The sequence below is a fragment of the Corallococcus sp. AS-1-6 genome, assembly GCF_020037015.1.
Taxonomy (GTDB): domain Bacteria; phylum Myxococcota; class Myxococcia; order Myxococcales; family Myxococcaceae; genus Corallococcus.
On record NZ_JAIQDE010000021.1, the window covers coordinates 33097 to 56539 of the forward strand.

Genomic DNA, 23443 nt, shown 5'->3' on the forward strand with positions numbered 1-23443 from the left:
GGCGCAACCACTGCTCAGCAAGAAATACATGACAACAGGTGAAAACTTGGACACCCATCCCAGCCGTCGGGTGTGAGTTCCCGTGCGTGGACATTGAAGTCGGACGGGGTCATTGGATCCCCCCTGGCCCCCCACATGACCCGGCGGGGCCGCCGACTGCATGTACGATGCCGGTCTGACAGGCGGCTGGCTGCCCCTTCACCGGGCTCAGTCATGGCGGAAGTCATGAGGAATTCCCGAGGGTTGGGGGTGTGGCTCCAGGCGTTCTGTCGCCGTGTAGACGTTGCAGCGGCCGTTCCTTGAGAACGCGGCGAGCGTTACGCCGGCACGCAGGGCCAGGTCGATGGCCAGGGAGCTGGCGGCGGACACGCTGACCACGACGGGGATGCGGGCGCGGGCGGCCTTCTGGACGATTTCGAAGCTGGCGCGGCCGCTGACGGCGAGCACCGTGGGGGCGGCGGGGAAGGGCGGTGTGGGCAACCGGCGCGGGGCGCGCACGGCGCCGGCCAGCACCAGGGCGCCCACCACCTTGTCCACGGCGTTGTGGCGGCCCACGTCCTCGTGGGCGGCGAGCAGTTGGCCGTGGGCGTCCAGCGCGGCGGCGGCGTGCACTCCGCCGGTGAGCTCGAAGGTGTGCTGGAGGGCGCGCAGTTGTTCGGTGGCGCGGGCCACGGTGCGGGCGGAGAGGACGGGGCCGGGGGCGACGCTCGCGCAGGTGGCCATCAGGTCGTCCACGTTTCGGCGGCCGCACACGCCGCACGCGGAGGTGGTGAGGGTGCCGCGGCGGGTGGCCTCCACGCGCTCCAGGTCGAGCACGGCACCTGCGGCGGGGACGACCTCCAGCACGTTGCCGTAGCCCTCCTCGCCGGGGTGGCCGCAGTGGAAGAGGCTGCCCAGGTCGTCGCGGTCATCGAGGATGCCCTCGGCGAAGAGGAAGCCGACCGCCAGCTCGCGATCATTCCCGGGGGTTCGCATGGTGGTGGCGACGGGGTCGCCATTCACGCGGATCTCCAGGGGCTCCTCCACGGCCACGCGGTCATCCTCGGTCGCACGGAGCGTGTCTCCGTCGAAGCGGCGCACGGCGCGGTGGGTGACGCCGCGAGGTTCAGGGAGAGGAGGCCTCGTGGGGGCGTTCGATGCATGCGCGTCCGGCCGCGCGGCGGCTTCGCCCAGCCAGCGGGTGAGGAAGTCCGCGACGGCGGGGGCGGTGGCCGGCACGCGCGGGCGCGAGGCGACGGCGGCGGGCAGCGCGGGCGCGTCCGTCACCAGCGCCAGGACGTCGGGGCGCGAGGCCGCGAGCGGGGCCTCCAGGCCCTCGCGCCACACCTCCAGCTTCGGGAGGGGGCCGTCCTTCCAGCCCTCCACGAGCACCAGGTCCACGCGGTCCGCGTCGCGCGCGAGGAGCGCGGGGGACAGGGGCCGCCGGGTGGTGAGCTGCGTGCCGTCCGGCGTGGCGAAGCCGGTGAGGACGGCGCCCGCGGCGTCCAGGCGCGCGGTGTCGCTGCCCGGGCGGTGGAGCGGGTGCGCATCCGAGGAGTGCTTCACGAACGCGACGCGCAGGCCGCGCGAGGCCAGCTCCGGCAGCAGGCGCTCCAGGAGCGTCGTCTTGCCGGCGCCGGAGTGGCCGACGAGGGCCATCGCGGGAGGAGGCTTCACCCGGCCTCCACGGCGTGGAAGTCCGGCGAGTCGAAGCGCTGCACGTCCACGGACTCGCCCTGGGCGAAGTCGGCGCGGCCGGCGGGGAGCACGGCCCAGCCCCGGGCCGCCACGTTCTGGAGGATTTGTCCGGCGCCCTGGGGGCGCAGGCGGGCCCACGGCTCGGCGCTGTCCTCGCGCGGCTCGAGCGCCGCGACGGTGACCAGGTAGGTGAGGCCGGCCTGCTTGTGGCGGGGTTCGGAGAGGCGGGCGCGGGTGACGCGGCGCTGTTCGATGACGCCCTGGTGCTTGAAGAGGAGGGGACGCGCGAGCTGGTCGAACGCGACGGTGGCGGCGCCGGGGTTGCCGGGCAGCACGACGACGGCGGTGGAGCCCAGGCGGGCCACGGCCACGGGCTTGCCGGGCTTGAGCGCGACGCCGTCCACGAGGAAGCGCGCGCCCATCCGGGTGAGGACGCGCTTCACGCAGTCCTTGTCGCCCACGGACGCGCCGCCGGTGGTGATGAGCACGTCGACCTGGGGCGCCAGCGTCTCCAGCCGGGCGAGCAGCTCCGCTTCGTCATCGCGCGAGCGGGCCAGGTGCGTGACGTCCGCGCCGGCCTCCCGGGCGAGGGCGGCCACGAGGACGCGGTTGCTCTCGAAGACCTGGTGGGGCGCCGCGGGCTGGCCGGGGGGGACGAGCTCATCCCCGGTGGCGACGACGGCGACGCGCGGCGCGGGGCGCACGAGCGCGGTGGACTCGCCCAGCGACGCGAGCACGCCGAGCACGGTGGCGTCCACGCGCTGGCCGGCGGGGAACAGCGGCGTGCCGGGCATCACCTCTTCGCCGGCGCGGCGCAGGTCATGGCCGGGGTCGACGGAGACGAAGACGTCCACGTGGGCGCCGTCCGGGGTGGGGCGCGCGGCCTCCTGGCGGACGACGGCGTCGGCGCCGGGGGAGAGGGGGGCGCCGGTGAAGACGCGCGCGGCCTCGCCGGGCTGGAGGGCGCGGCGCGGGAGGTGGCCGGCGTAGACGGTGTCGACGATGCGCAGGCGCGCGGGGCGGTCGCGGTTGGCGCCCCGGGTCTCTCCGGCGCGCACGGCCCAGCCGTCCATGGCGGAGTTGTCGCAGCCGGGCAGCGCGCGTGACGCGACGATGCCAGCGGCGAGGAACCGGCCATGGGCTTCCATCAAGGGAAGGCGGGCGGGCGCTGCGGGCGCGATGGCGTCGAGCGCGGCCAGTCGCGCGGCGGGGAGGGGAGTCAGCGGCATGCGTCCAGGAGGGGAGGCCGGACTCTACGACGGGGTGCGCGTGCCTTGTCCACGGGGGGCGTGGGGTGGGCGGTTGCTCCCTCCCCCTGGGGCTTGGCGAAATCCGGGATGTGGAGCGTTTTCCGGGAGGATGAGAGGTGTGTAGGGTCGGCGGACATGGACGGATCCGCGACCTTTCCCGACGTGACGCTGGCCATCCTGGCAGGGGGGCAGGGGACCCGGTTGGGAGGCGTGGCCAAGGGGCTGTTGAGCGTGGAGGGCCTCACGACCCTGGAACGGCTGCGGGCGTTCGGGTCGCATTTCGAGGACGTGTTGCTGGTGGCGAATGTTCCGGAACCGTACGACCGCTTCGGGCTTCGCACGGTGGCGGACGTCGTGAAGGGGAAGGGGGCGCCTGGGGGTGTCCATGCGGCGTTGAGCGCGGCCCGAACGCCGTGGGTGTTCGCGGTGGCGTGCGACATGCCGTTCGTGACGGAGCCCGCGGCGCGGGTGGTGCTGGACGCGCGGAGTGGGGACGTGGACGCGGTGTGCATCGAGCGGGACGGACGGTGGGAGCCGCTGTTCGCCGCGTATCGTACGGACCTGATGTCACGCTGGGGTGAAGCCTTGGTGGAGGATCCGTCTCTGCGGCGGCTGCTGATGCGGTTCCGCACGCGGGTGCTGCCCGTGGACGCACTGCGCGCGGTGGATCCGGAGCTGCGGGCCCTGGCGAACGTGAACACGCCGGAGGACCTGGTCCGCTACGGCGTCACGCTGCCGGAGCGGTGAGTCCGGGACGTGGGGCAGGATGCTCCGAGGGCGCCGCTGTCGAGCCATCTGGCTGTGTTGGGGGCGCCGCGTGCCAGAGAGGCCGCGACCGGGCGGATCCTGGATGGGGCGTTGGCGCAGTGGATCCCCCAGCCGCCTCGGGCACTGGGCCTGGATGCCCAGGTGTTGCATTCGTCGTAGCGTTCACCAGTGCTTCATCAACAGGCACTTGTACCTGTGCTTGAGGCACTGAGAGCATCATGCTCAAGTCGCACGGCATGAGGCCGCTCCTCGAACTTTCCGCGAAGAACTACAAGAGCCTGCGGGCTGTCACCGTGCGGTTGGGGCCGTTGAATGTCCTGGTGGGCCCCAATGGAAGCGGCAAGACCAACTTGCTGGACCTCATCCAGTTCCTGGGGGACTCGGTGCGAGAGGACCTGGGGCCAGCGCTGGATAAACGAGGGGGACTAGAGCAGGTCTGCTTCCGAGGGAGGGACGCGGCGAGCCCTCCTTTTGGCCCGCGCATCCGCATCCATGTGAAGGCCAATGTGACCACTCATTCGCATGAGGATGCTCCAGACGAGTACGTCCTCAATATCTCTAGCGTTGGTGGAAAGCGCGTCAGGACTCGTGAGGGCTCAGGCACCCAACCGCGATACATCGTGCGCCGAAGTGAGCAGTTCACTTTCAAGCGGGTCAAAGGCCGGGGACGGCGCATCACCATCAACGGCTCCAAGGTGGACTTGAGCGAGACCCGTGGAGAGAAGATAACCACGAAGAGTGGGCCCTCCCTCCGCAGTGACTCGCTCGGCCTATCCACCCTCCCGCGCTTGGCAGCCTCCTCCGGAGGCGACGAGGTGCGAAAGGTCGCGGAACTGTTCTCTACTTTCCGTGTCTTCGATGTGGATACACGCGCCGCGAGGCTCCCCTCGCCAGTGAACTCCGCTCCGACTCTGCAGGCGGATGCCAGCAATCTCGCTGCATTTCTCAATTACCTGAGCCAGGACGAGGAGCGCTTCGAGCGTCTCCAGGAAGACGCTCGGGCCATCGTCCCCGGTCTCGTGCGTATCCATTTCCGCAAGGTGGCTGGAGCCGAGGAGGCAGTGGCGGTCGAACTAGAGGAGTCGGGGCTGAGAGGACACACTTCCCTGGCCGAAGCTTCTTTTGGCACCGTGCGTGCGCTGGCGCTCCTCGCACTGCTCTACGACCCTCAACCTCCCATGCTCACCTGCGTGGAGGAGATTGACCACGGCTTCCATCCCTACGTATTCGATCGGCTCGTGGAGCGCCTGCGGATGGCCTCGGAACGCACGCAACTCCTCATCGCGACCCATTCCCCCTCTCTCGTCAACAGGCTGAGCGCGGATGAACTCATTGTCTGTGAGCGCGACACGGCGACCGGAGCATCCATCATTCCTGCCGCGGATCCGGAGGATGTCCGGGCCATGGAGGAAAGGGCCGATGGCCGGATGGGATTGGGAGAGCTGTGGTTCACCGGTTCTCTGGGTGGTGTTCCCCGGTGAGCCGCAAGAATGATTCTCGTCAAACGGCCAAGGGGAAGCGGCCTCAGCAGGTACTGGTATTCGGTGAGAGCGAGAACGACACGAAGTCGCTCAAGGAACTCATCGTGGCCCTTCGAGGGAACCTCGCTGGCAAGGTCCAGACTCGAAGAGAACCTCTGGTCCTCATCAAGAACGCAAGGCCCGAGGACGTCCCGGAGCGCGCGAAGAGAATCGCGGACGCCGTGGATATCGGCCGAGCCACTCACGACATTGTCTGCGTCTTCGCTCACGAGGACTGCGACGACTTCGAGCCAAAGCATGAGGGGGCTTGCAGGAAAATAGAGGAGGCAATGAATCAGGCAGGCTGCCCGGCGCACGCCGTTGTCCCTGCGTGGGAACTGGAGGCGTGGTGGTTCATGTGGCCTGCTGCTGTCCAGGCTGTCCGCCCCAAGAGCTGGCGCGCTCCTGACGACTACGTCGGCAAGGACGTGGGAAGGATCAAGGACGCCAAGGAGCAGCTCCAGAAGCGGGTGGTTCCCAAGGACAACAAGCCGGACAAGCGCAAGAACTTCCAGACCTACCAGGAGTCAGACTCACCAGCGATTGCCCAGAAGGTGCGTGAGATGGGACTGGCGCGAAAGCCCGCGGCGAAGAGCGGTTCCTATACGCGCTTCGTGGCGAGCGTCGAGCAATGCGAAGTGGAGTGAGGCCGGCTGGCATCGCCTTACTCATGCTTCGCACGTAGCGGACAAGGCAAGGCGCGGCGTCACGGCTCCGGCCGAGTCGCCATGAACCGCGCGTAGGGCATGCCGGCCCGTGGCGCCGAGCCCTGACCCAGCACGGGCAAAGGGAAGCTCAGGGGCTTTCCGTCCGACGCCTCCGTGTTCCCCTCCACCTGGGCCGCGCCCAGCCCCTGCCGCTGTCCCTGGAACGTGGCCTGCGGGTTCCTGGCGGAGGCCTTGCCCGCCTGGATGACGGCGTATCTCGCGGTCACCGCGCCCACCGTGGTCAGCGCGTCCGCCGTCACCTGCTTCCACCTCGCCCGTCCCGGCAGCACGTCCATCACCAGGCCCGCCAGGGAGCATGTCCGCGACAGCGCCCACAGCGCTCCCGATGCACCCGTGCGCAGCGGCTTCCCCACCTCCGCCACCTGCCGCGCCTCCAGCTCCACGGCTTCGCGCGTGAACGCCTCCGCCACCTTGCCCGCGATGCGGAAGCGGCGCAGCACGCGCTCCTCCGCGTCCGTGTGCGGGAACAGGGACAACAGACTCCCGGCGCTCGCCGTCGCGGAGGCCATGAAGAACAGCGGCAGCGTGCGCCCCACCTGCTGCCACAGCGGCACCGCCGTGTTGCTCACCAGCACCGCCGTGTACCCCGCTAGCGGCAAGCCCAGCACCGCGCCCATCCACCCCGCTGCGCGCCCCATGACTCCCAGCGCGCCGGGCATCCGCCGCAGCACGAAGGCCGCCGTGTTCACCGCGCCCGAACCGGCCAGCACCCACGAACCCATGCTCATGGGCGACGTGGGCCGGAACACGCGCAGCATGTTCAGGAAGCGCGACGGCCGGCCCAGGTCGTGGATCAACAGCCCCGCGCTCACCATGTCTCCCGCCGTGGCCACCGCGTGGCAGCGCTCCGCCAGCCGCTCCAGCCTCCGTACCCCCAGGTGCTCCAGCGCCACCCCGAGCACGCTCGCCGCGCCCGCCACCCCGCCCACGTAGAAGTACGCCGGGACCGTCCAGATCCACAGCGGCTCCTTCAACACCGGCAGGCCGTAGTAGCTCGGAGCTCCCGCGCTGTCCGGCCCGGACCGCGATGGCACCGTGGTCAGCACGCCCATCCCCTGCCGCGCGGGCTCCGGATCCTTCACCCGCTGCTGTGCACCCTCGCCCTCCAGGATGCCCGCGCGCGGGTCGATGTTCCGCCCGTCCGCCTTGCGCTGGAGCCGATCCAACAGCGTGTCGTCGCTCATCCGCGCCCCTCCCGGCCGAACGCCACCGCGCCCAGCGCCACCGCCACCATGCCCACCGCGCCCATCGCCACCGAGGCCCACGAGCGCAGCGCCTTCTTCGTCGGCACCACCGGATCCGGCGGCAGGTTGTAGACCTCCGGCCTGTCCAGCAGCAGGAAGAACGCGTTGAGCCCGCCCGTGCCCGGCTGGGCTTGCGCGTCCTTCCCATACAGGTACGCGTCCGTCATGCCTCGCTGATGCAGGTCGCGCACCCGCGACTCCGCTCTCGCGTGCAGCTCGTCCAGGTCGCCGTACTGGATGGACGCCGTGGGGCACGCCTTCGCGCACGCGGGCGTCTGGTCGTCACCAATGCGGTCGTAGCAGAGCGTGCACTTCCACGCGCGCCCGTCATCCTCGCGCCGGTCAATCACCCCGAACGGACACGCCGACACGCAGTAGCCGCAGCCGTTGCACACGTCCGGCTGCACGTAGACCGTGTCGAACTCCGTGCGCACGATGGCGCCCGTGGGACACGCCTCCAGGCACCCCGCGCGCTGGCAGTGCTTGCACACGTCCGACATCATCAGCCACGAGAAGTCCCCCGCGCCCGACGTCTGCCCCTGCAACGGCACCGGCCGCTCCACGAACGCCACGTGCCGCCACGTCGACGCGCCCAGGTGCGCCGTGTGGTCGTAGGACATCCCCGTGAAGTGGAAGCCGTCGTCCGGGAGCTGGTTCCACTGCTTGCACGCGACCTCGCACGCCTTGCAGCCGATGCAGAGCGTCGTGTCCGTGAAGAACCCCTTGCGGCTCCCCATGCGCCTATCCCTTCCCCTCGGGTTCCTGCGTCTCCGCGTGGTCCGCCTGGGGCGTCACGTCGCGCGGCACCTCCGGCACCGTGAGCGCAGGCGGCGCCGCTCCCGCCGCGGCCCGCTCCCCCGAGCGCATCCGCCCCGCCCGCAGGTCCGCCGTGAACGCCTTCGACTCCTGGATGTCCACGTTCTGATCCGCGACGAACGCGGTCAGCTCGTTGGCCCCCTCGCCGCGCACGCGCCCCGTGACGCCCCAGTGGTACGGCAGGCCAATCTGGTGCACCTGGCGCCCCTTCACCCTCAGCGGGCGGATGCGCTCCGTGACGAGCGCCCGGCACTCCAGGTCCCCGCGCGCCGTGGCCAGCGTGCACCAGTCCCCGTTCTTCAGCCCCTTCTCGCGCGCCAGCTCCGGGGAGATTTCGCAGAACATCTCCGGCTGCAGCTCGCTCAGCCAGGACAGCCAGCGCGACATGCCGCCCGCGGTGTGGTGCTCGGTGAGCCGGTACGTGGTGACCAGGTACGGATAGCGCGGGTCGCCCCAGGCCCGGTGATAGGGATTGTCCTTGCGCCGCCACTCCTCGCGCGTGGGGCTGCACTGCTGCGCGTAGAGCGGGTTGGGCACCACCGACTCCATGGGCTCGTAGTGCGTGGGCAGCGGCCCGTCCATCATCCCGCTGGGCGCGAAGAGCCAGCCCTTGCCGTCCGCCTGCATCAGGAACGGATCATTGCCCGCGAGGGTCGCCAGCCCCGTCGCGCCCTCGGGCGGCCGGTACTCCGGCGGCCGGTCCGCGATGAAGTCCGGCACGTCCTCGCCGGTCCACTTCTTCTCTTCCGCGTCCCACCACACGTAGCGCTTGCGCTCGCTCCAGGGCCTGCCGCTCGCGTCCGCGGACGCGCGGTTGTAGAGGATGCGCCGGTTGGACGGCCACGCCCAGCCCCACTCCGGCGCCACCCACGTCTGCTGCTGCCCCGGCTTGCGCCGCGCCGTCTGGTTGACGCCGTCCTTGTAGCAGCCCGAGTAGATCCAACAGCCGCACGCCGTGGAGCCGTCGTCCTTCAGCGCCGTGAAGCCGTCCACCGGCCTGCCGTCCGCCACCGTGTAGCCGTTGACCTCCTTCAGCACCGCCTCCGCGGAGGGCTCCGCGTGCGGCCCGTGCGTGGGGTAGTCCCACGTCAAATCCAGCAGCGGCGCGTCCTTCGGGTCCGTGGATCCCGCGTAGCGCTCCCGCAGCTTGCGCCCCAGGTGGTAGACGAAGTGCAACTCGCTGCGCGTGTCCCCCGCCGGCTCCACCGCCTTGTGATGCCATTGCAGCAGCCGCTGCGTGTTGGTGAAGCTGCCGTCCTTCTCCGTGTGCGCGGCGGCGGGGAAGAAGAAGACCTCCGTCGGGATGTCCTCCGGCCGCACCTGCCCGGCCTGGACCTCCGGCGCCGTGCGCCAGAACTCCGCGGTCTCGATGAGGGTGAAGTCGCGCACCACCAGCCAGTCCAGGTGGCGCAGCCCCTTGCGCTGGAGCGCCCCGTTCATGCTGCCCACGGCGGGGTTCTCCCCCATGACGAAGTAGCCCTGGAGCTTCCCGTCCGCCATGTCCGCCACCGTCTGCATGTGCGAGTGATTGCCCGTCAGCCGGGGCAGGTGGCGGAACAGGTAGCCGTTGTCCTGCGTGGCCTTGTCCCCGAACCACGCCTTGAGCAGCGACACCGCGTACTTGGGGAACTCCGACCACCAGCCGCTGCCGGATTTGTTGTTCCGGAGGTAGTGCTCCAGGCCGTCCGCGGGCGCGTTCGAACGCGGCATGGGCAGGTAGCCGGGCAGCAGGTTGTAGAGCGTGGGGATGTCCGTGGAGCCCTGGATGGACGCGTGCCCGCGCAGGGCGAGGATGCCGCCGCCGGGCCGGCCGATGTTGCCCAGCAGCAACTGGAGGATGGCCGCCGTGCGGATGTACTGCACGCCCACCGAGTGCTGCGTCCAGCCCACCGCGTAGCAGAACGCGCTGGTGCGCTCCGGGTTGGAGTTGTCACACAGCGTCCGGGCCACCTGGAGGAACAGCGCCTCGTCCACGCCACACACCTGCGACACCACCTTCGGCGTGTAGCGGGAGAAGTGGCGCTTCAGGAGCTGGAACACGCACCGGGGATGCTGGAGCGTCTCGTCGCGGTGCTCGTCGTGCACGTCCACGCGGTGGTCGTGCCCGCCGCCGCCCGCGCCCGGCTCGTCCGTCAGCTCCTTGTGGCCCGCCGCCGGGATGGCGCCCGCCGCGCCCTGGTACTGCCAGGACGCGATGTCATAGCGGTTGTCCTCCGGCTGGTAGCCGCTGAAGAGCCCCTCCAGGTCCTCCGTGTCCTGGAAGCCCTCGCGGATGAGCGTGGCCGCGTTGGTGTACTGCACCACGTAGTCACGGAAGTAGCGCTCGTGCTCCAGCACGTAGTGGATGAGCCCGCCCAGGAACGCGATGTCCGTGCCCGCGCGGATGGGCGCGTACACGTCCGCCACCGCGCTGGTGCGCGTGTAGCGCGGATCCACGTGGATGACCTTCGCGCCCCGGGCCTTCGCCTCCATCACCCACTGGAAGCCCACCGGATGGCACTCGGCCATGTTGGACCCCTGGATGAGGATGCAGTCCGAGTGCTGCAGGTCCTGCTGGAACGTCGTGGCTCCGCCGCGGCCGAACGTGATGCCCAGACCGGGCACCGTGGACGCGTGTCATATTCGAGCCTGGTTCTCCACCTGCACGACGCCCAGCGCGCTGAAGAGCTTCTTGAGGAGGTAGTTCTCCTCGTTGTCCAGCGTCGCCCCGCCCAGGTGCGCCATCCCCAGCGTCCGGTTCACCCACTGGCCCTTCGCGTCCGTCACCTCGAACGTCGCGTCGCGCGTGCGCTTCACGCGCTCGGCCACCTTGTCCATCGCCTCTTCCAGGGGGATGGGCTCCCACTCCGTGCCGCCGGGGCGGCGGTAGAGGACCTGCCGCACGCGTTGCGTGCCCGTGACCCACTGGAAGGTCGCGGCCCCCTTGGGACACAGCCGGCCGCGGGAGATGGGCGAGTGCGGGTCCCCCTCGATGTCGAGGATGCGCCCGTCGCGCACGTGCACCTCCTGCCCGCAGCCCACCGCGCAGTACGGACAGATGGACTTCACGATGGCATCAGCGGACTTCGTGCGCGGAGCCAGCGAGCGGCTTCGCGCCGACATCGCCGTGTCGCCCAGCGCCCGGCCATCTCCCCGGGCGAACTGACGCAGCACCGGCCAGCCATTCAACAGGTCGCGGAACTTCAAGGCCGCTCCTCTCGCAGGACGCGCACGCGTCTCCCCAGGCTGAAGATGGGGACGCGCGGCGGCGAGGGCCAGTGCCGCCGGCCCCGTGGCCACGTCCAGTAGCGGACGCGAGAGCAGGCGGGCAGGCACGAAAACGCGCGGTGAAAGAAATCAGGCCGGGGGGTTCGAGCCGTTATTGCTCCACGGCGCCAATGCCTCTTCCTGCTCCTCCCCCCCCGCGGACCTCCGGGTCTCCAGGCGGAGCCGGAATCCCCACACAGCCACGCGACGGCCGGATGCGTGGCGGAAAGCGAGTGGAGAAACCGCATGACGGACAGTGCCCCTCTCATCCTGTTGATCGAGGACGAAGAAGACCTCCGGGATGCGGTCGCGACGCTGTTGGAGCTGGAAGGTTATCGCGTCGCGCAGTGCATCCACGGTGCGGATGCCTGGAGCTGGCTGAAGTCCCACCCGCGTCCGGGACTGGTCCTGCTGGACCTGATGATGCCGGTGATGGACGGACAGGCCTTCCTCGCGAGGCTGTCCCAGGAGCGCATGCTGGACGGCGTGCCCATCATCGTGCTGTCCGGCAGCCCCTTCCATCCGCCGGGCGCGGCGGCCTACCTGCGCAAACCCGTGTCGGTGGCGTCGCTGATGGAGGTGGTGCGCCACTTCCTTCCGCCATCCGGGGAAGGCCAGCAAGGACCTCACACGTCGTGAAACATGTGTCGCGTGGCGCGGCGCGTGCGCATCGAGGACTCGCGATGGAGCGGGACCTGTGGAATCCTCGCGCCCCGTCAGGTCCCCGCCTGGTCCATTCCCCCTCATTCAAAGGACGACGCAGATGCCGGCTGGCACGCTGAATCTACCCGAGGACGTCGCCCGCGACCTGGAAGCGCGTCTGGCCGCGACGGCGCCGGAGGAGACGAGCCGGGGCCTGTTCTTCCTGGGCGTGCTGGACGCGGTGCGCTTCCTGGGCGGGCCGGACGCGGTGAAGCGCTGTCTGGAGCTGGTGGAGGAGACGGCGGACTTCATCCCCATGCAGACCTATCCGTTCCCGCGCTTCCTGCGGCTGTCCTACGTGGCGGCGGAGCAGTTGTCGCCGCTCGTCGGCGGCCATGATGCGGCGCAGCGGCAGATTGGCACGCAGGCGATGCTGGACTTCCTCAACTCCATGTTCGCGCGCGACTTCGTGCAGCAGGCGGGCGGTGACCCGAAGCGGCTGCTGGAGCTGATGCACTCCGGCTACCGCACGGCGCTGAACTTCGGCGAGCGCTCCGTGGAGTGGACGGGCCCCACGTCGGGCCGGGTCATCATGAAGCGCTCGCTGATGCCGGTGCCCTACAACGAGGGCATCCTCCAGTCCGCGCTGGAGGTGACGGGCGTGCACGACGTGCAGGTGCGCGGGTACGCCCAGTCCCTGGTGGACGCCTACTACGACGTCTCCTGGTCGTAGGCGGCGGCTCCCTGGCCGGAGGACGGCCGTGCGAGCGGGCGGGGACGCGGAGGATTCCGCTGGCTTGCCTCGTGCGAAGCCAGGGCGGAAGGCCCACCTCTGGCCGAGGAGGGGCGAAAGCGCATGGCGCGTCACGAGGACTTGAGGGGACAGGTGGCCATCGTCACGGGCGCGTCGAGCGGCGTGGGGTGGCAGTCCGCGCTGCGGCTGGCGGAGGCCGGGGTGCGGCTGTGCGTGACCGCCCGGCGCCAGTCGGCCCTGGAGCGGCTGCGCGTGGAGGTGCTCCAGCGCGGCGGTGAGTGCCTGGTGAGCGACGGCGACGTGACGGTGGCCGAGGACGTGGAGCGCGTGGTGCGCGAGTGCGTGGCGCACTACGGCCGCGTGGACCTGCTGGTGAACGCGGCGGCGGTGCAGTCCTACGGCTACTTCGACCAGTTGCCCTGGGAGCACATCACGCGCGTGTTCGACGTGTCGTGCTTCGGCTACTTCCGCTTCGCGCGCGCGGTGCTGCCGCACTTCCGGAAGCAGGGCCACGGCCACGTGCTCAACGTGCAGTCCATGCTGGCGGCGGGGGCCGCGCCGCTGCTGTCCGCGTATGCGTCCGCGAAGCACGCGACGCTGGGGTGGGCGCAGGCGCTGGAGATGGAGCTGGCCGGCACGGGCATCCACGTCTCCAACGTGATGGTGCCGTCCGTGTCCACGCCCATGTTCGACCACGCGCCCACGATGCTGGGCAAGAAGCCCGTGCCGGTGCCCCCCACGTACGACGTGGACCTGGTGGCCCGCGCGGTGGTGCGGCTGGCGAAGCGGCCGGGCCGCACGTCCGTGCCGGCGTTCCTCCAGGGGCGGCTGATGCTGTGGCTCAACGGCGTGGCGCCCTCCGTGGGCAAGGCGGTGCTGTCCCGCTTCGGCGTGCGGATGCAGACGACGGACACCCCGCTGGACCGGCCCGAGGGCAACCTCTTCACCCCCGTGACCGCGGGCGTGGGGCCCCGGGGCAGCGTGCCGCCGACGCCCGCGTGGAAGCGCTTCACCGCGACGCTGGGACTGGCCGCGCTCACGGGCGGGGTGGTGGGCGGCGCGGTGCTGGGCACGCGCGGCCTGATGCGCGCGGTCCGCTGAGACAGGCCGCGATCAGACGTCACCGGCGCCGGAGGGGCCGCGATCAGGATTTTTCCGTTCGCGGCGCTGATGGTGTCGTGTCAACGAAGTGTTGGGTGGGTCGGAAAACATCCTCGCGTTGCGGCGGGCTTTGGCTAGAAGAGGCCCCGCATGCGCTCCGGGAAGGGTCGGCCGGGCGCGAACGAGGGGAGCAACATCGATGCGTGGAAACAGCAAGTGGACGGGTCTTGCGGTCGCGGCGGGTCTCGCGGTGTCGGTGCCGGCGATGGCGGCCGAGGAGCCGAACCTGAACGCGAACCCGGGCCGGTCGTCGTCGTTCGGCCAGGCGGGCCAGATGGTCATCAGCCAGGACCTCAACGGCTTCCTGGGCTACAACACCGCCTCCGAGGTGTTCCTGATCCGCCTGGAGCCCTCCGCGGACTACTTCCTCCAGCAGAACCTGTCGGTGGGCGCGTCCGCGCTGGTGGCCTTCGGCTTCGGTGACAGCACCGTCGTGGGCCTGGGCGTGCTGGGCCGCGTGGGCTACCACCTGCCGCTCGCCGAGCGCGTGTCGCTCTGGCCCAAGGCGGGCTTCGGCGTGCAGTTCGCCCACGTGCCGGGCGCCAGCGACGTGAACTTCGTCCTGGACTTCAACGCCCCCGTGCTCTTCCACCTCACGCCGAACTTCTTCATCGGCGCGGGTCCGCAGGTGCGCGCCATCATCAGCCAGGACGTGGGCAGCCTGGGCTCGGAGCAGGGCTACTTCGCGGGCAACGACGTGACGCTGGGCATCACCACCACGGTCGGCGGCTACTTCTAGTCTCGGGCCTTCCCCGGCACCCCGGGCCGTGTGCCCGGGTGTCGGGGAATGCAGGACCCGTGACGTAGGGCGCCATGCGTTGACGTCACGGGTTGGATGTGTTGGGTTGGAGGTTGCCATGTCCGTGCTTCCGTTCGCCACCCGGCTGCCCGCGTTCGCCCCCCTGCATCCGCTGGGGAGGGGGCCGCTGGGCGAGTGGGTGTCCCTGGTGTGGCCGCTGGAGCCGGACGCTTCGGACGCGCGCCCGCTGGTGGTGAAGACGTTCCTGCTGGCGTCGGGCCTGGCGCCGGAGACGCGGCGTCCGCTGGAGGAGGCGCTGGCGCGCGCGCTGCCGCTGCGGCACCCGGGCATCGCGAGGCTCCATGGCTTCCAGGTGGACGTGCGCGACACGCTGACGGTGGTGTCGGACTACGTCCCGGGCTGTTCGCTGGCCACGGCGCGCCGGCGGGTGCTGGGGCGGGGCGGGCGGCCGTCGGAGGCGTTCGTGTGTCACGTGGGCGCGGAGGTGGCGGGGGCGCTGCAGGCCGCGCATGGCGCGCGCGTGGTGCACGGGGACGTGCATGCGCACCGCGTCCGCGTGGGGCCGCGCGGTGAGGTGACGCTGACGGACTTCGGGCTCGGGCCCGCGCGTCCGCTGCTGCGCCGCTTCATGTCGCCGACGCGGCCGGACGGGGTGGAGCCGCCGGTGCGCGAGGGCGCGGGGGGCTCGCCGGGGGAGGCGCGGGAGGACCTGCGCGCGCTGGGGCGGGTGTTGGTGGAGCTGGTCTGCGGGAACACGGTGGTCCCCGAGGACGCGGCGGGCGTGGACGCGGCGCTGGGTGGGGTGTCGCCCGCGCTGCGGGACGTGCTGCGCGGGGTGCTGGAGGCGCGCGGGGCGGACTCCGCCGTGGGGCTCCAGGGGGCGCTGCGCGACTGCCTGGGGCACGGCGTGGAGTGCCACGGGCGGGACTCGGTGGTGCGCGAGCTGGCGGCGCTGCCGGGCTCCGGGCCGCTGTCTCCGGTGGACGTGTACGTGGGCGCGGCGTCGGTGATGACGGCCTCCGCGTCCGTGCGCGGGCGCACGCTGCCGTCCTGAGGCGCGGGGCCGCTCAGCGCGCGGCTGTCGTGGACTTGGAAGGGAGCCTCTTCATCTGGAGAGGAGGCTCAACTCTTGTCAGGCACTCAAGCCTGGGTGTCGTCGCCAATCACGCCACTGGTCCAAGCGCGGGTGTGGCTCATGCCCCGCCAAGAAGGTGATCGTCCTTCTTGCAGATGAAGTGGATGGAAGCCATGGGCCAGAGCATGGGCCGGGTGCGCGTCCTGCCGCGGACGAGAGCCGCCTGGTTTGCAAACGCAGTCGTCCTGGCCGGAGGGTCCGGGCGCAAGAGCGAAGACACCATTGGCCAACATGACCATGGCTGTCCATGCCATGCACGGTATGCGACGGGCAGGGAGGCGTGACGAAGCGCGCTTCGAGCAGGCGCTGAACGCGTCGCTGAGCGAGGTCGCCTCCACCGTGGAGACACGTCCCCGGAGGGATTTCTATCAGGCGCTCCCGGGCGCGTGCGGACGTCGCGCCTGGGGGCTTGCTCGCGAGCACCGGCATCGCGCGCTGTACGTGGGGACAGCCCTGCTGTGGGCTGGAGAACGCCGCGCGCCCTGGCCGTGTGAAACGCGACGGGACGCGAACGGGAGGCTGGTGGCCGCCATGCGGCCGCGCCCACTGTCGCGCGCGCCTCCGGCCCGTGCATCCGCGGAGGCCCCACGCTGCATGGGGGGAGGGGCATGGCTCCGCTGTTTCGCCCGGGGACTGACTCGGTGCTGCGGGCGTTCATCGCCCTGGCCCTGGGTGTGCCCGCGGCGTCGCTGGCGGGGCTGCTGCTGCTCGCGCGCAACCCGCTGGGGCGCGGCTCGTTCACGCCTCACGAGCAGCCGCTCCCGTTCGACCACCGGCACCACGTGGGGGACGAGGGCATCCCGTGCGGCTACTGCCATGAGGGTGCGTGGCGCTCGCCGGTGGCGGGAGTGCCGCCCACGCAGCGCTGCCTGGGGTGCCATGCGCAGGTGTGGAACGAGAGCGAGCGGCTGGAGCCGGTGCGCGCCAGCGGCTTCGACGGGACGGCGCTGCCGTGGAACCGGGTGCACGCGCTGCCGGACTACGTCTGGTTCAGCCATCAAATCCACGTGAACAAGGGCGTGGGCTGCGTGACCTGCCACGGCCGCGTGGACACGATGCCGGCGGTGCAGCAGGTGGCGCCGCTCACCATGGGCTGGTGCCTGGACTGTCACCGCGACCCGGCGCCGTGGCTGCGCCCCGTGTCCGAGGTCGCGAACCTCACGTGGCGTCCCCCCGGAGACCCGAGGGAGACGGGCCGCGCGGTGCAGGCCGCGCTCGACGTGAACCCGAGGACGGATTGCAACACATGCCACTTCTGACCGACCCCGCACGGACGGATGTCCTCGACACGCCCGGCGCTGACGGGACGGAGCCGGTGCGCGCGTGGAGGAGCCTGGAGGAGTGGCACGCGGGAGGGCCCGGACGCGAGGCCCTGTCGCGCGAGCATCCCCCCGGCGCGATGCTCCCGCCGGAGGGCGTGGCGCGGCGTACGTTCCTGCAGCTCGCGACGGCGTCACTGGCGGCGGCGGGCTTCAGCGGGTGCTTCCGTCAGCCGCCGGAGAAGATCCTCCCGTACTCGACGCCGCCGGAGGGGCTGACGCCGGGGGTGCCGCTGCACTTCGCCACGGGGCTGGAGTGGGGCGGCCGCACGGTGGGGCTGGTGGTGGAGAGCCACGAGGGGCGGCCCACGAAGGTGGAGGGCAACCCGCTGCACCCGGCGAGCCTGGGCGCGGCGGGGGTGTTCGAGCAGGCGGCACTCTTGGGGCTCTATGACCCCGCGAGGGCGAAGACCGCGCGGTTGCAGGGCGTGGAGGCCGCGTGGAGCACCGTGAGGGATGCGCTGCGCAAGCAAGCCGAGCGCGACGACCAGGGCGCGGGGCTGCGCTTCCTGGTGGAGCCCACGAGCAGCCCGCTGGTGCAGGCGCTGTACGCGCGCATCCAGCAGCGCTTCCCGTCCGCGCGCATCATCCCCTGTGGCGCGGCCCTGGCGGACGGGCGCCGCGAGGGCACCCGGTTGGCATACGGCAGGGTGCTGGACGTGGTGCACGACGTCGGGCGCGCGGTGGTGGTGGCGGTGGACGACGACTTCCTCGCGACGACGCAGCCCGGGAACCTGCGCGCGGCGCGCGACTTCGTGAACGCGCGCAAGCCGGAGGCGATGAACCGGCTGTGGGTCGCGGAGTGCACGTTGACCGTCACGGGCGGCTTCGCCGACGAACGGCTGCGGCTGCGTCCGTCGCAGGGCATCGCGCTGATGCTCGCGCTGGCGGCGGAGGTGGGCGCGGGGTTGAGCGGAGCTGCGCCAGCGGGGCAGGGCGCCGACATGCAAGCACCCTCAGCGCCCGCGCCTGAACCGCGTGCTCCAACAGCGCCCGCGCAAGGCTCCGCCGATGCAGGCAGCGCGAACGCACGCCACAGGAACGCTGATGGAAGGGGCTCGAATGCACGCGCTCCATCAGCGTCCGCGCCCGGCCCCTCCGCGGAAGGCGGGCCGCGTCCGCGTGTCTCCCCCGCGTTGGCCTCGGGACTCGCGGGCCTGCGCGTTCCACCGACCGCGCTCACGGATGCACAGCGCGCCTGGGTGCGCGGCGCGGCGAGCGACCTGCTCGCGCATCGGGGGCAGGGCCGGGTGACGGTGGGTCCGCGCCAGCCTCCGCTGGTGCATGCGCTGGCGTTCGCGCTGGACGAGGCGCTGGGCAACACACCCCGGCTGCTCGAACCCGTGGCGCTCCCGGACGGAGACCCGGAGGCGCTGAACTCGCTCCTGGGCGAGCTGTCCGACGGACGGGTGGACACGCTGATCATCACGGCGTGGAACCCGGCCTGGACGGCGGCGGTGGACTCGGACTTCACGCGCCGTCTGGAGCGTGTCCCCTTCCGCCTGTACCACGGCCTCCACGAGGACGAGACCGCGGCGCGCTGCCCCACCTTCGTCCCCGCGACGCATCCCTTCGAGTCCTGGCGCGACGGCCAGGCCCCCGACGGCACCGCGTCCGTGCTGCAACCGCTCATCGCGCCCCTGTTTCCTGGCGCGGTCTCCGAGGCGGAACTCCTGTCCGTCTTCGCGGGCCTGGAGTCCCAAAGCCCGTACGACCTGCTCAAGTCCCTGTGGCGTGAACGCTCCGGCTCACCGCCGGACTTCGAGGCGCGCTGGGAAGAGTGGCTCGCGGACGGCGTCATCCCCGGCACCCAGGCCCCGCCCGCGCGCGTCGCGCTGGATGAGGCCGCGGTGATGAAGGGCGCGCGGGAGCGCACGGGACCGGAAGCGCCCCAGGGACTGGAGCTGTCCCTGGTGCTGGACTCGCGGCTGTATGACGGCCGCTTCGCGGGAAACGCGTGGCTCCAGGAGCTGCCGGACCCGGTGACGAAGCTCACCTGGGACAACGCGGCGCTGCTCTCCCCGGCCACCGCGCGGGCCCTGTCGCTGGAGAAGGGCGACGTCGCGCGCATCGAGGTGCGCGGCCAGGGGGTGGACGTGTCCGTGCTGGTGCTGCCCGGCCAGCCGGACGACACGGTGACGCTGGCGCTGGGCCACGGCCGCGAGCGCGTGGGCCCGGTGGGCCAGGGCGTCGGCGTCAACGCGTACGCGCTGCGCTTCCAGGACCGCCCGTGGGCCGTCGGCACTCCGACCGTCACCCGCACGGGCCGGCACCACGCGCTGGCGCTCACGCAGGAGCACTGGAGCATGGAGGGCCGCCAACTGGCGCTCCAGCTCCCGCAGGCGTCCTTCCACGCGAAGCCCCAGGCGCTCCACGCACTCCAGGAGGACGGCGAGCGGCTCTATCCGCCAGGCGCGCTGCTGAAGAGCGACCGCCACCAGTGGGCCATGGCCATCGACCTGCACCGGTGCACGGGGTGCAGCGCGTGCATGGTGGCCTGCCAGTCGGAGAACAACGTACCGGTGGTGGGGCGTGACGGGGTGCTGCGCAGCCGGGAGATGCACTGGCTGCGAATCGACCGCTACTTCCTGGGCGACCCGGACGACCCGGGCTTCATCACCCAGCCCGTGGCGTGCGTGCACTGCGAGGCCGCGCCCTGCGAATACGTGTGCCCGGTGAACGCCACCGTCCACTCGGACGAGGGCCTCAACCAGATGGTCTACAACCGCTGCATCGGCACGCGGTACTGCTCCAACAACTGCCCCTACAAGGTCCGCCGCTTCAACTACCTGGAGTACCAGCGGCGAGAACCCCTCGCGCGCCTGCGCCAGAACCCGGACGTGACGGTGCGCTCGCGCGGGGTGATGGAGAAGTGCACGTACTGCGTGCAGCGCATCGAACGGGCGCGCACCGTCGCGCGCTCGGAGCACCGGGACGTGCGTGAAGGCGAGGTCCACACCGCCTGCCAGCAGGCCTGCCCCACGGAGGCCATCACCTTCGGGGACCTGCGCGCGCCGGAGTCGCGCGTGCGCCGCGAGCACGAGGACCCGAGGCACTACAAGCTGCTCAACTCGCTGGGCACCCGGCCGCGCACGGTGCACCTGGTGCGCCTGAAGAACCCGGCGCCGAAGGGAGGCGCATGAGCACCGCCGACCCGCAGGTGCCCGCGCCCGGCGACCCGCTCACCGAGCACCCGCTGCTGGAGGGGCGCCACTCCGACCGCGCCTACAGCGAGTCGCTGCTGGCCTACGTGCACCGCCCCGCGGGCCGGACCTGGTGGACGCTGCTGGGGCTGGGGCTCGCGGGGACGGCGCTGCTGGCGGTGGCGGTGGGCGTCACGCTCTTCGTGGGCGTGGGGACGTGGGGCAACAACATCCCGGTGGCGTGGGCGTTCGGCATCACCAACTTCGTGTGGTGGATTGGAATTGGCCACGCGGGGACGCTCATCAGCGCCATCCTGCTGTTGTTCCAGGAGAAGTGGCGCGGGTCCATCAACCGCTTCGCGGAGGCGATGACGCTCTTCGCGGTGACGTGCGCGGGGCTCTTTCCGCTGCTGCACCTGGGGCGGCCGTGGAAGTTCTACTGGCTGGTGCCCTATCCCAGCAGCCTGCGGGCGTGGCCGCAGTTCCGCTCGCCGCTCACGTGGGACATCGCGGCGGTGGGGACGTACCTCACGGTGTCGCTGCTGTTCTGGTTCGTGGGGCTGATTCCGGACCTGGCCACGGCGCGCGACACGGCGAGGACGCCCCGGGCGCGCTTCTGGTACGGGCTGGCGAGCCTGGGGTGGCGGGGCTCCGCGAAGCACTGGCGGCAGTGGCGCACGGGCTACCTGCTGCTGGCGGGGCTTGCCACGCCGCTGGTGGTGAGCGTGCACACCATCGTGTCCTTCGACTTCGCGGTGGCGCAGTTGCCGGGCTGGCACACGACCATCTTCCCGCCGTACTTCGTCGCGGGCGCGGTGTTCAGCGGCTTCGCGCTGGTGCTCACGCTGCTCATCCCCGCGCGCAAGGCGCTGGGCATCGAGCACGTGGTGACGCCGCTGCACCTGGACAACATGGCGAAGGTGCTGATGGCCACGGGGTGGATGGTGGCCTACGGCTACATCCAGGAGCACTTCTTCGCCTGGTTCAGCGGCAACCCCTTCGAGATGCACGCCACGCAGGCGGAGTTCTCCGGACCCTACGCGCCGCTGTTCTGGATGCAGGTGTTCTGCAACGTGGGGGTGCCGCAGGTGTTCTGGTTCTCCCGGCTGCGCACGAACGTGGCGGTGCTGTGGGTGGCGGCGCTGCTCATCAACGTGGGGATGTGGACGGAGCGCTTCCTCATCGTGGTGGCGTCGTTGAGCATGGACTTCCTGCCGTCGTCCTGGGCGGCGTACCGGCCCACGTGGGTGGACTGGAGCCTGCTGGGCGGCACGGTGGCGTTCTTCGGCACGGCGTTCCTGCTGTTCCTGAAGTTCGTGCCGCCCGTGTCCGTGAGCGAGATGAAGGAGCTCCAGCGCGAGGTGGACGCGTCGCTCGAGTTCCGGCGCGAGCAGGGCACACCGCCAGGCGGTGCGCCATGAGCCGCCACTGGGTGCTGGGAGAGTTCGCGTCCAGCGACGCGCTGGTGGCCGCGCTGAGGGACCTGCGGGCCAGGGGCTTCGCGCAACTGGACGCGCACACGCCGTTCCCGGTGGAGGAGACGTTCGAGGCGCTGGGGCTGAAGCGCTCGTGGCTGCCGGTGCTGACCCTGGGGGCGGGGCTGGGAGGGGCGGTGTTCGCGTACGTGACCCAGTGGTTCACGAACGCGGTGGACTATCCGTTGGACGTGGGAGGACGGCCGCTGCACAGCGTGCCCACGAACCTGCCCATCACGTTCGAGCTGGGCGTGCTGAGCGCGGCGCTGACCATCTTCGGCGCGCTGATGGTGCTCTTCGGCTTCCCGCACGTGACGCACCCGGTGTTCGACGTGGAGTCCTTCCGCAGCGCCTCCGTGGACGGCTTCTGGGCGAGCGTGGCGGTGGACGGCGAGGACGCGCCGAAGGTGGAGGCGGCGCTGCTCGAGCTGGGAGCGCGGCAGGTGTCGGTGGTGGAGGAGGGCGCGCGATGAAGCGCTGGGCGCTCATGGTGCTGCTGGGCGGAGTGGCCGCGTGCGACGACACGGACCCCATGGCGTCGCAGCCGCGAGCGCAGGCGTTCAAGGCGAGCACGTTCTTCGACGACGGCCGGGCCATGCGGCCCCTGGTGCCGGGGACGGTGGCCCGGGAGTGGCGCGCGCGTGGGGACACGCGGGAGCTCACGGCGGACGGGCGATGGCTCCAGGCCGTGCCGGTGCCGGTGACGCGGAGGCTGCTGGAGGAGGGGCGCACGGCCTATGAGACCTGGTGCGCGGTGTGCCACGGGCTGACGGGAGACGGGGACGCCATCGTGGCCAGGAAGATGCAGCAGCGCCGGCCGCCCGGGCTGTTCGTGCCGCACGACCACGCGAGCCAGGTGGTCTACGGGGTCGTGGAGGGCGAAGCCCCATACACGGGGACGCAGGCCGTGACCGCGAGGGTGGGCCCAGGGGCCTTCCCGCTGCCCCAAAGGGTGGACGGGTGGGGCGCCGTGAGGGAGACGGCCGATGCAGGGCGGCCCGGAGCCGAGGTCGCGTGGACGAGCGATGCAGGCTGGCCCCGAGCGTGGGCGACGTCCGGTGTGGCTCCGGAGTCCGGGAGCGAGCAGGTGGCGGTGAGTGACGCGGGCACGGCAAGGGCCCGGCAGGCGGCGCTAGTGGGGCCGAGGGGCCTCGCGATGGAGGGGCGTCTCAACGAGCCCTCCACGACGGGAGACCTGCCGCACCCGCCGGGCTTCTACTTCGCGGTCATCTCCCACGGCTTCGGCGTGATGCCCGCATACGGCCCGCAGCTCACGCCGCATGAACGCTGGGCCGTGGTCGCGTACCTGCGAGCCCTGGGCCGCAGCCAGCGCGCACCGCTCACCGTCGCGCCATCCGACGTGCAGGCACGGCTGCGCCAGGAGGTCGGAGCAAGATGACGACCCCCATTTCGTACACCCCCGGTCCGACACAGCGGTCCAAACCTGTCGGACAGTCGGACAGGCTCTCAAGGCGTAGGTGGAGCAGCCGCCCCCGCGACCGAAGCGGTCCAAACCTGTCGGACAGTCGGACAGGTTCTCAAGGCGCAGATGGGGCAGCAGCCCCCGTCCAGCGCAGCGGTCCAAACCTGTCCGACAGTCGGACAGGCCACCGCGGCCTGAGCGAGGCGACAGCTCCCGTACGGCACGAGGATGCAAACCTGTCCGACAGTCGGACAGGTTTCCGAGGCGCAGATGGGGCAGCAGTCCCCGCCCAGCGTAGCGGTCCAAACCTGTCGGACAGTCGGACAGTCCTCTGTGGCCTGAGCGGGGCGACAGCTCCCGTACGACACGAGGATGCAAACCT

18 protein-coding genes are annotated in these 23443 nt (G+C 71.2%); 13 read left to right on the top strand and 5 right to left on the bottom strand.

The annotated features are described in order from the left end of the window. Nucleotides 1-207: 207 nt before the first annotated feature. Nucleotides 208-1656 carry a formate dehydrogenase accessory sulfurtransferase FdhD gene (gene fdhD / locus K8612_RS25865; protein ID WP_223764259.1) on the bottom strand — a complete coding sequence of 483 codons (1449 nt, stop codon included), beginning with the start codon at nucleotides 1654-1656 and terminating at the stop codon, nucleotides 208-210. Then, entirely contained in the window at nucleotides 1653-2906 is a 1254-nt protein-coding gene (glp, locus tag K8612_RS25870) for a gephyrin-like molybdotransferase Glp (protein WP_223764260.1), read from the bottom strand. The genes fdhD and glp overlap by 4 nt, the downstream gene beginning before the upstream one ends. Before the next feature lie 156 nt (nucleotides 2907-3062). Between glp and K8612_RS25875 the strand changes: the two genes are divergently transcribed. From K8612_RS25875 to K8612_RS25885, 3 genes are all read left to right on the top strand, one after another. Further along, a complete protein-coding gene (locus K8612_RS25875; protein WP_223764261.1) occupies nucleotides 3063-3674 on the top strand; it encodes a molybdenum cofactor guanylyltransferase in 612 nt (203 codons plus the stop codon). Nucleotides 3675-3913: 239 nt separating this feature from the next. Continuing rightward, nucleotides 3914-5176 (top strand): AAA family ATPase, encoded by a 1263-nt coding sequence (locus K8612_RS25880; RefSeq protein WP_223764262.1) that lies wholly within the window; start codon nucleotides 3914-3916, stop codon nucleotides 5174-5176. Next, a complete protein-coding gene (locus K8612_RS25885) occupies nucleotides 5173-5862 on the top strand; it encodes a hypothetical protein (RefSeq protein ID WP_223764263.1) in 690 nt (229 codons plus the stop codon). Before K8612_RS25880 ends, K8612_RS25885 begins: the two co-directional genes overlap by 4 nt. A 59-nt stretch (nucleotides 5863-5921) precedes the next feature. Here K8612_RS25885 and nrfD (K8612_RS25890) read toward each other — a convergent pair whose 3' ends face one another. From nrfD (K8612_RS25890) to fdh, 3 genes are read right to left on the bottom strand one after another with little or no spacing between them, the layout of a single operon-like run. Continuing rightward, on the bottom strand, nucleotides 5922-7127 hold the full coding sequence (nrfD, locus tag K8612_RS25890) for an NrfD/PsrC family molybdoenzyme membrane anchor subunit (protein ID WP_223764264.1): 1206 nt from the start codon (nucleotides 7125-7127) through the stop codon (nucleotides 5922-5924). Next, complete coding sequence (locus tag K8612_RS25895; RefSeq protein ID WP_223764265.1) at nucleotides 7124-7924, bottom strand: 4Fe-4S dicluster domain-containing protein; 801 nt, start codon at nucleotides 7922-7924, stop codon at nucleotides 7124-7126. The genes nrfD (K8612_RS25890) and K8612_RS25895 overlap by 4 nt, the downstream gene beginning before the upstream one ends. Before the next feature lie 4 nt (nucleotides 7925-7928). Continuing rightward, nucleotides 7929-11189 (bottom strand): formate dehydrogenase, encoded by a 3261-nt coding sequence (gene fdh, locus K8612_RS25900; RefSeq protein WP_255672168.1) that lies wholly within the window; start codon nucleotides 11187-11189, stop codon nucleotides 7929-7931. A 306-nt stretch (nucleotides 11190-11495) separates the two neighbouring features. Here fdh and K8612_RS25905 point away from each other — a divergent pair, with 306 nt between their 5' ends. The 10 genes from K8612_RS25905 (at nucleotide 11496) to K8612_RS25950 (ending at nucleotide 23037) form a co-directional block, all read left to right on the top strand. Continuing rightward, a complete protein-coding gene (locus K8612_RS25905) occupies nucleotides 11496-11888 on the top strand; it encodes a response regulator (protein WP_223764266.1) in 393 nt (130 codons plus the stop codon). 124 nt (nucleotides 11889-12012) lie between these two features. Beyond that, nucleotides 12013-12624, top strand: a complete 612-nt coding sequence (locus tag K8612_RS25910; protein WP_223743307.1) for a DUF2378 family protein — start codon at nucleotides 12013-12015, stop codon at nucleotides 12622-12624. Nucleotides 12625-12747: 123 nt separating this feature from the next. Beyond that, the gene (locus tag K8612_RS25915) at nucleotides 12748-13746 is read left to right on the top strand and encodes an SDR family NAD(P)-dependent oxidoreductase (protein ID WP_223764267.1); all 999 of its coding nucleotides are present in this window, start codon (nucleotides 12748-12750) and stop codon (nucleotides 13744-13746) included. Nucleotides 13747-13945: 199 nt separating this feature from the next. After that, nucleotides 13946-14545, top strand: coding sequence for a hypothetical protein (locus tag K8612_RS25920; protein WP_223764268.1), 600 nt, complete (start codon nucleotides 13946-13948; stop codon nucleotides 14543-14545). A 118-nt stretch (nucleotides 14546-14663) separates the two neighbouring features. Further along, entirely contained in the window at nucleotides 14664-15620 is a 957-nt protein-coding gene (locus K8612_RS25925) for a protein kinase (protein WP_223764269.1), read from the top strand. 689 nt (nucleotides 15621-16309) lie between these two features. Then, nucleotides 16310-16960, top strand: coding sequence for a cytochrome c3 family protein (locus K8612_RS25930; RefSeq protein ID WP_223743303.1), 651 nt, complete (start codon nucleotides 16310-16312; stop codon nucleotides 16958-16960). Continuing rightward, nucleotides 16948-20163 carry a TAT-variant-translocated molybdopterin oxidoreductase gene (locus tag K8612_RS25935; RefSeq protein WP_223764270.1) on the top strand — a complete coding sequence of 1072 codons (3216 nt, stop codon included), beginning with the start codon at nucleotides 16948-16950 and terminating at the stop codon, nucleotides 20161-20163. Before K8612_RS25930 ends, K8612_RS25935 begins: the two co-directional genes overlap by 13 nt. Next, a complete protein-coding gene (gene nrfD / locus K8612_RS25940; protein ID WP_223764271.1) occupies nucleotides 20160-21584 on the top strand; it encodes an NrfD/PsrC family molybdoenzyme membrane anchor subunit in 1425 nt (474 codons plus the stop codon). Before K8612_RS25935 ends, nrfD (K8612_RS25940) begins: the two co-directional genes overlap by 4 nt. Further along, a complete protein-coding gene (locus K8612_RS25945) occupies nucleotides 21581-22111 on the top strand; it encodes a DUF3341 domain-containing protein (RefSeq protein WP_223764272.1) in 531 nt (176 codons plus the stop codon). Before nrfD (K8612_RS25940) ends, K8612_RS25945 begins: the two co-directional genes overlap by 4 nt. Next, on the top strand, nucleotides 22108-23037 hold the full coding sequence (locus K8612_RS25950) for a cytochrome c (protein ID WP_223764273.1): 930 nt from the start codon (nucleotides 22108-22110) through the stop codon (nucleotides 23035-23037). Before K8612_RS25945 ends, K8612_RS25950 begins: the two co-directional genes overlap by 4 nt. The last annotated feature ends 406 nt before the right edge of the window (nucleotides 23038-23443 follow it).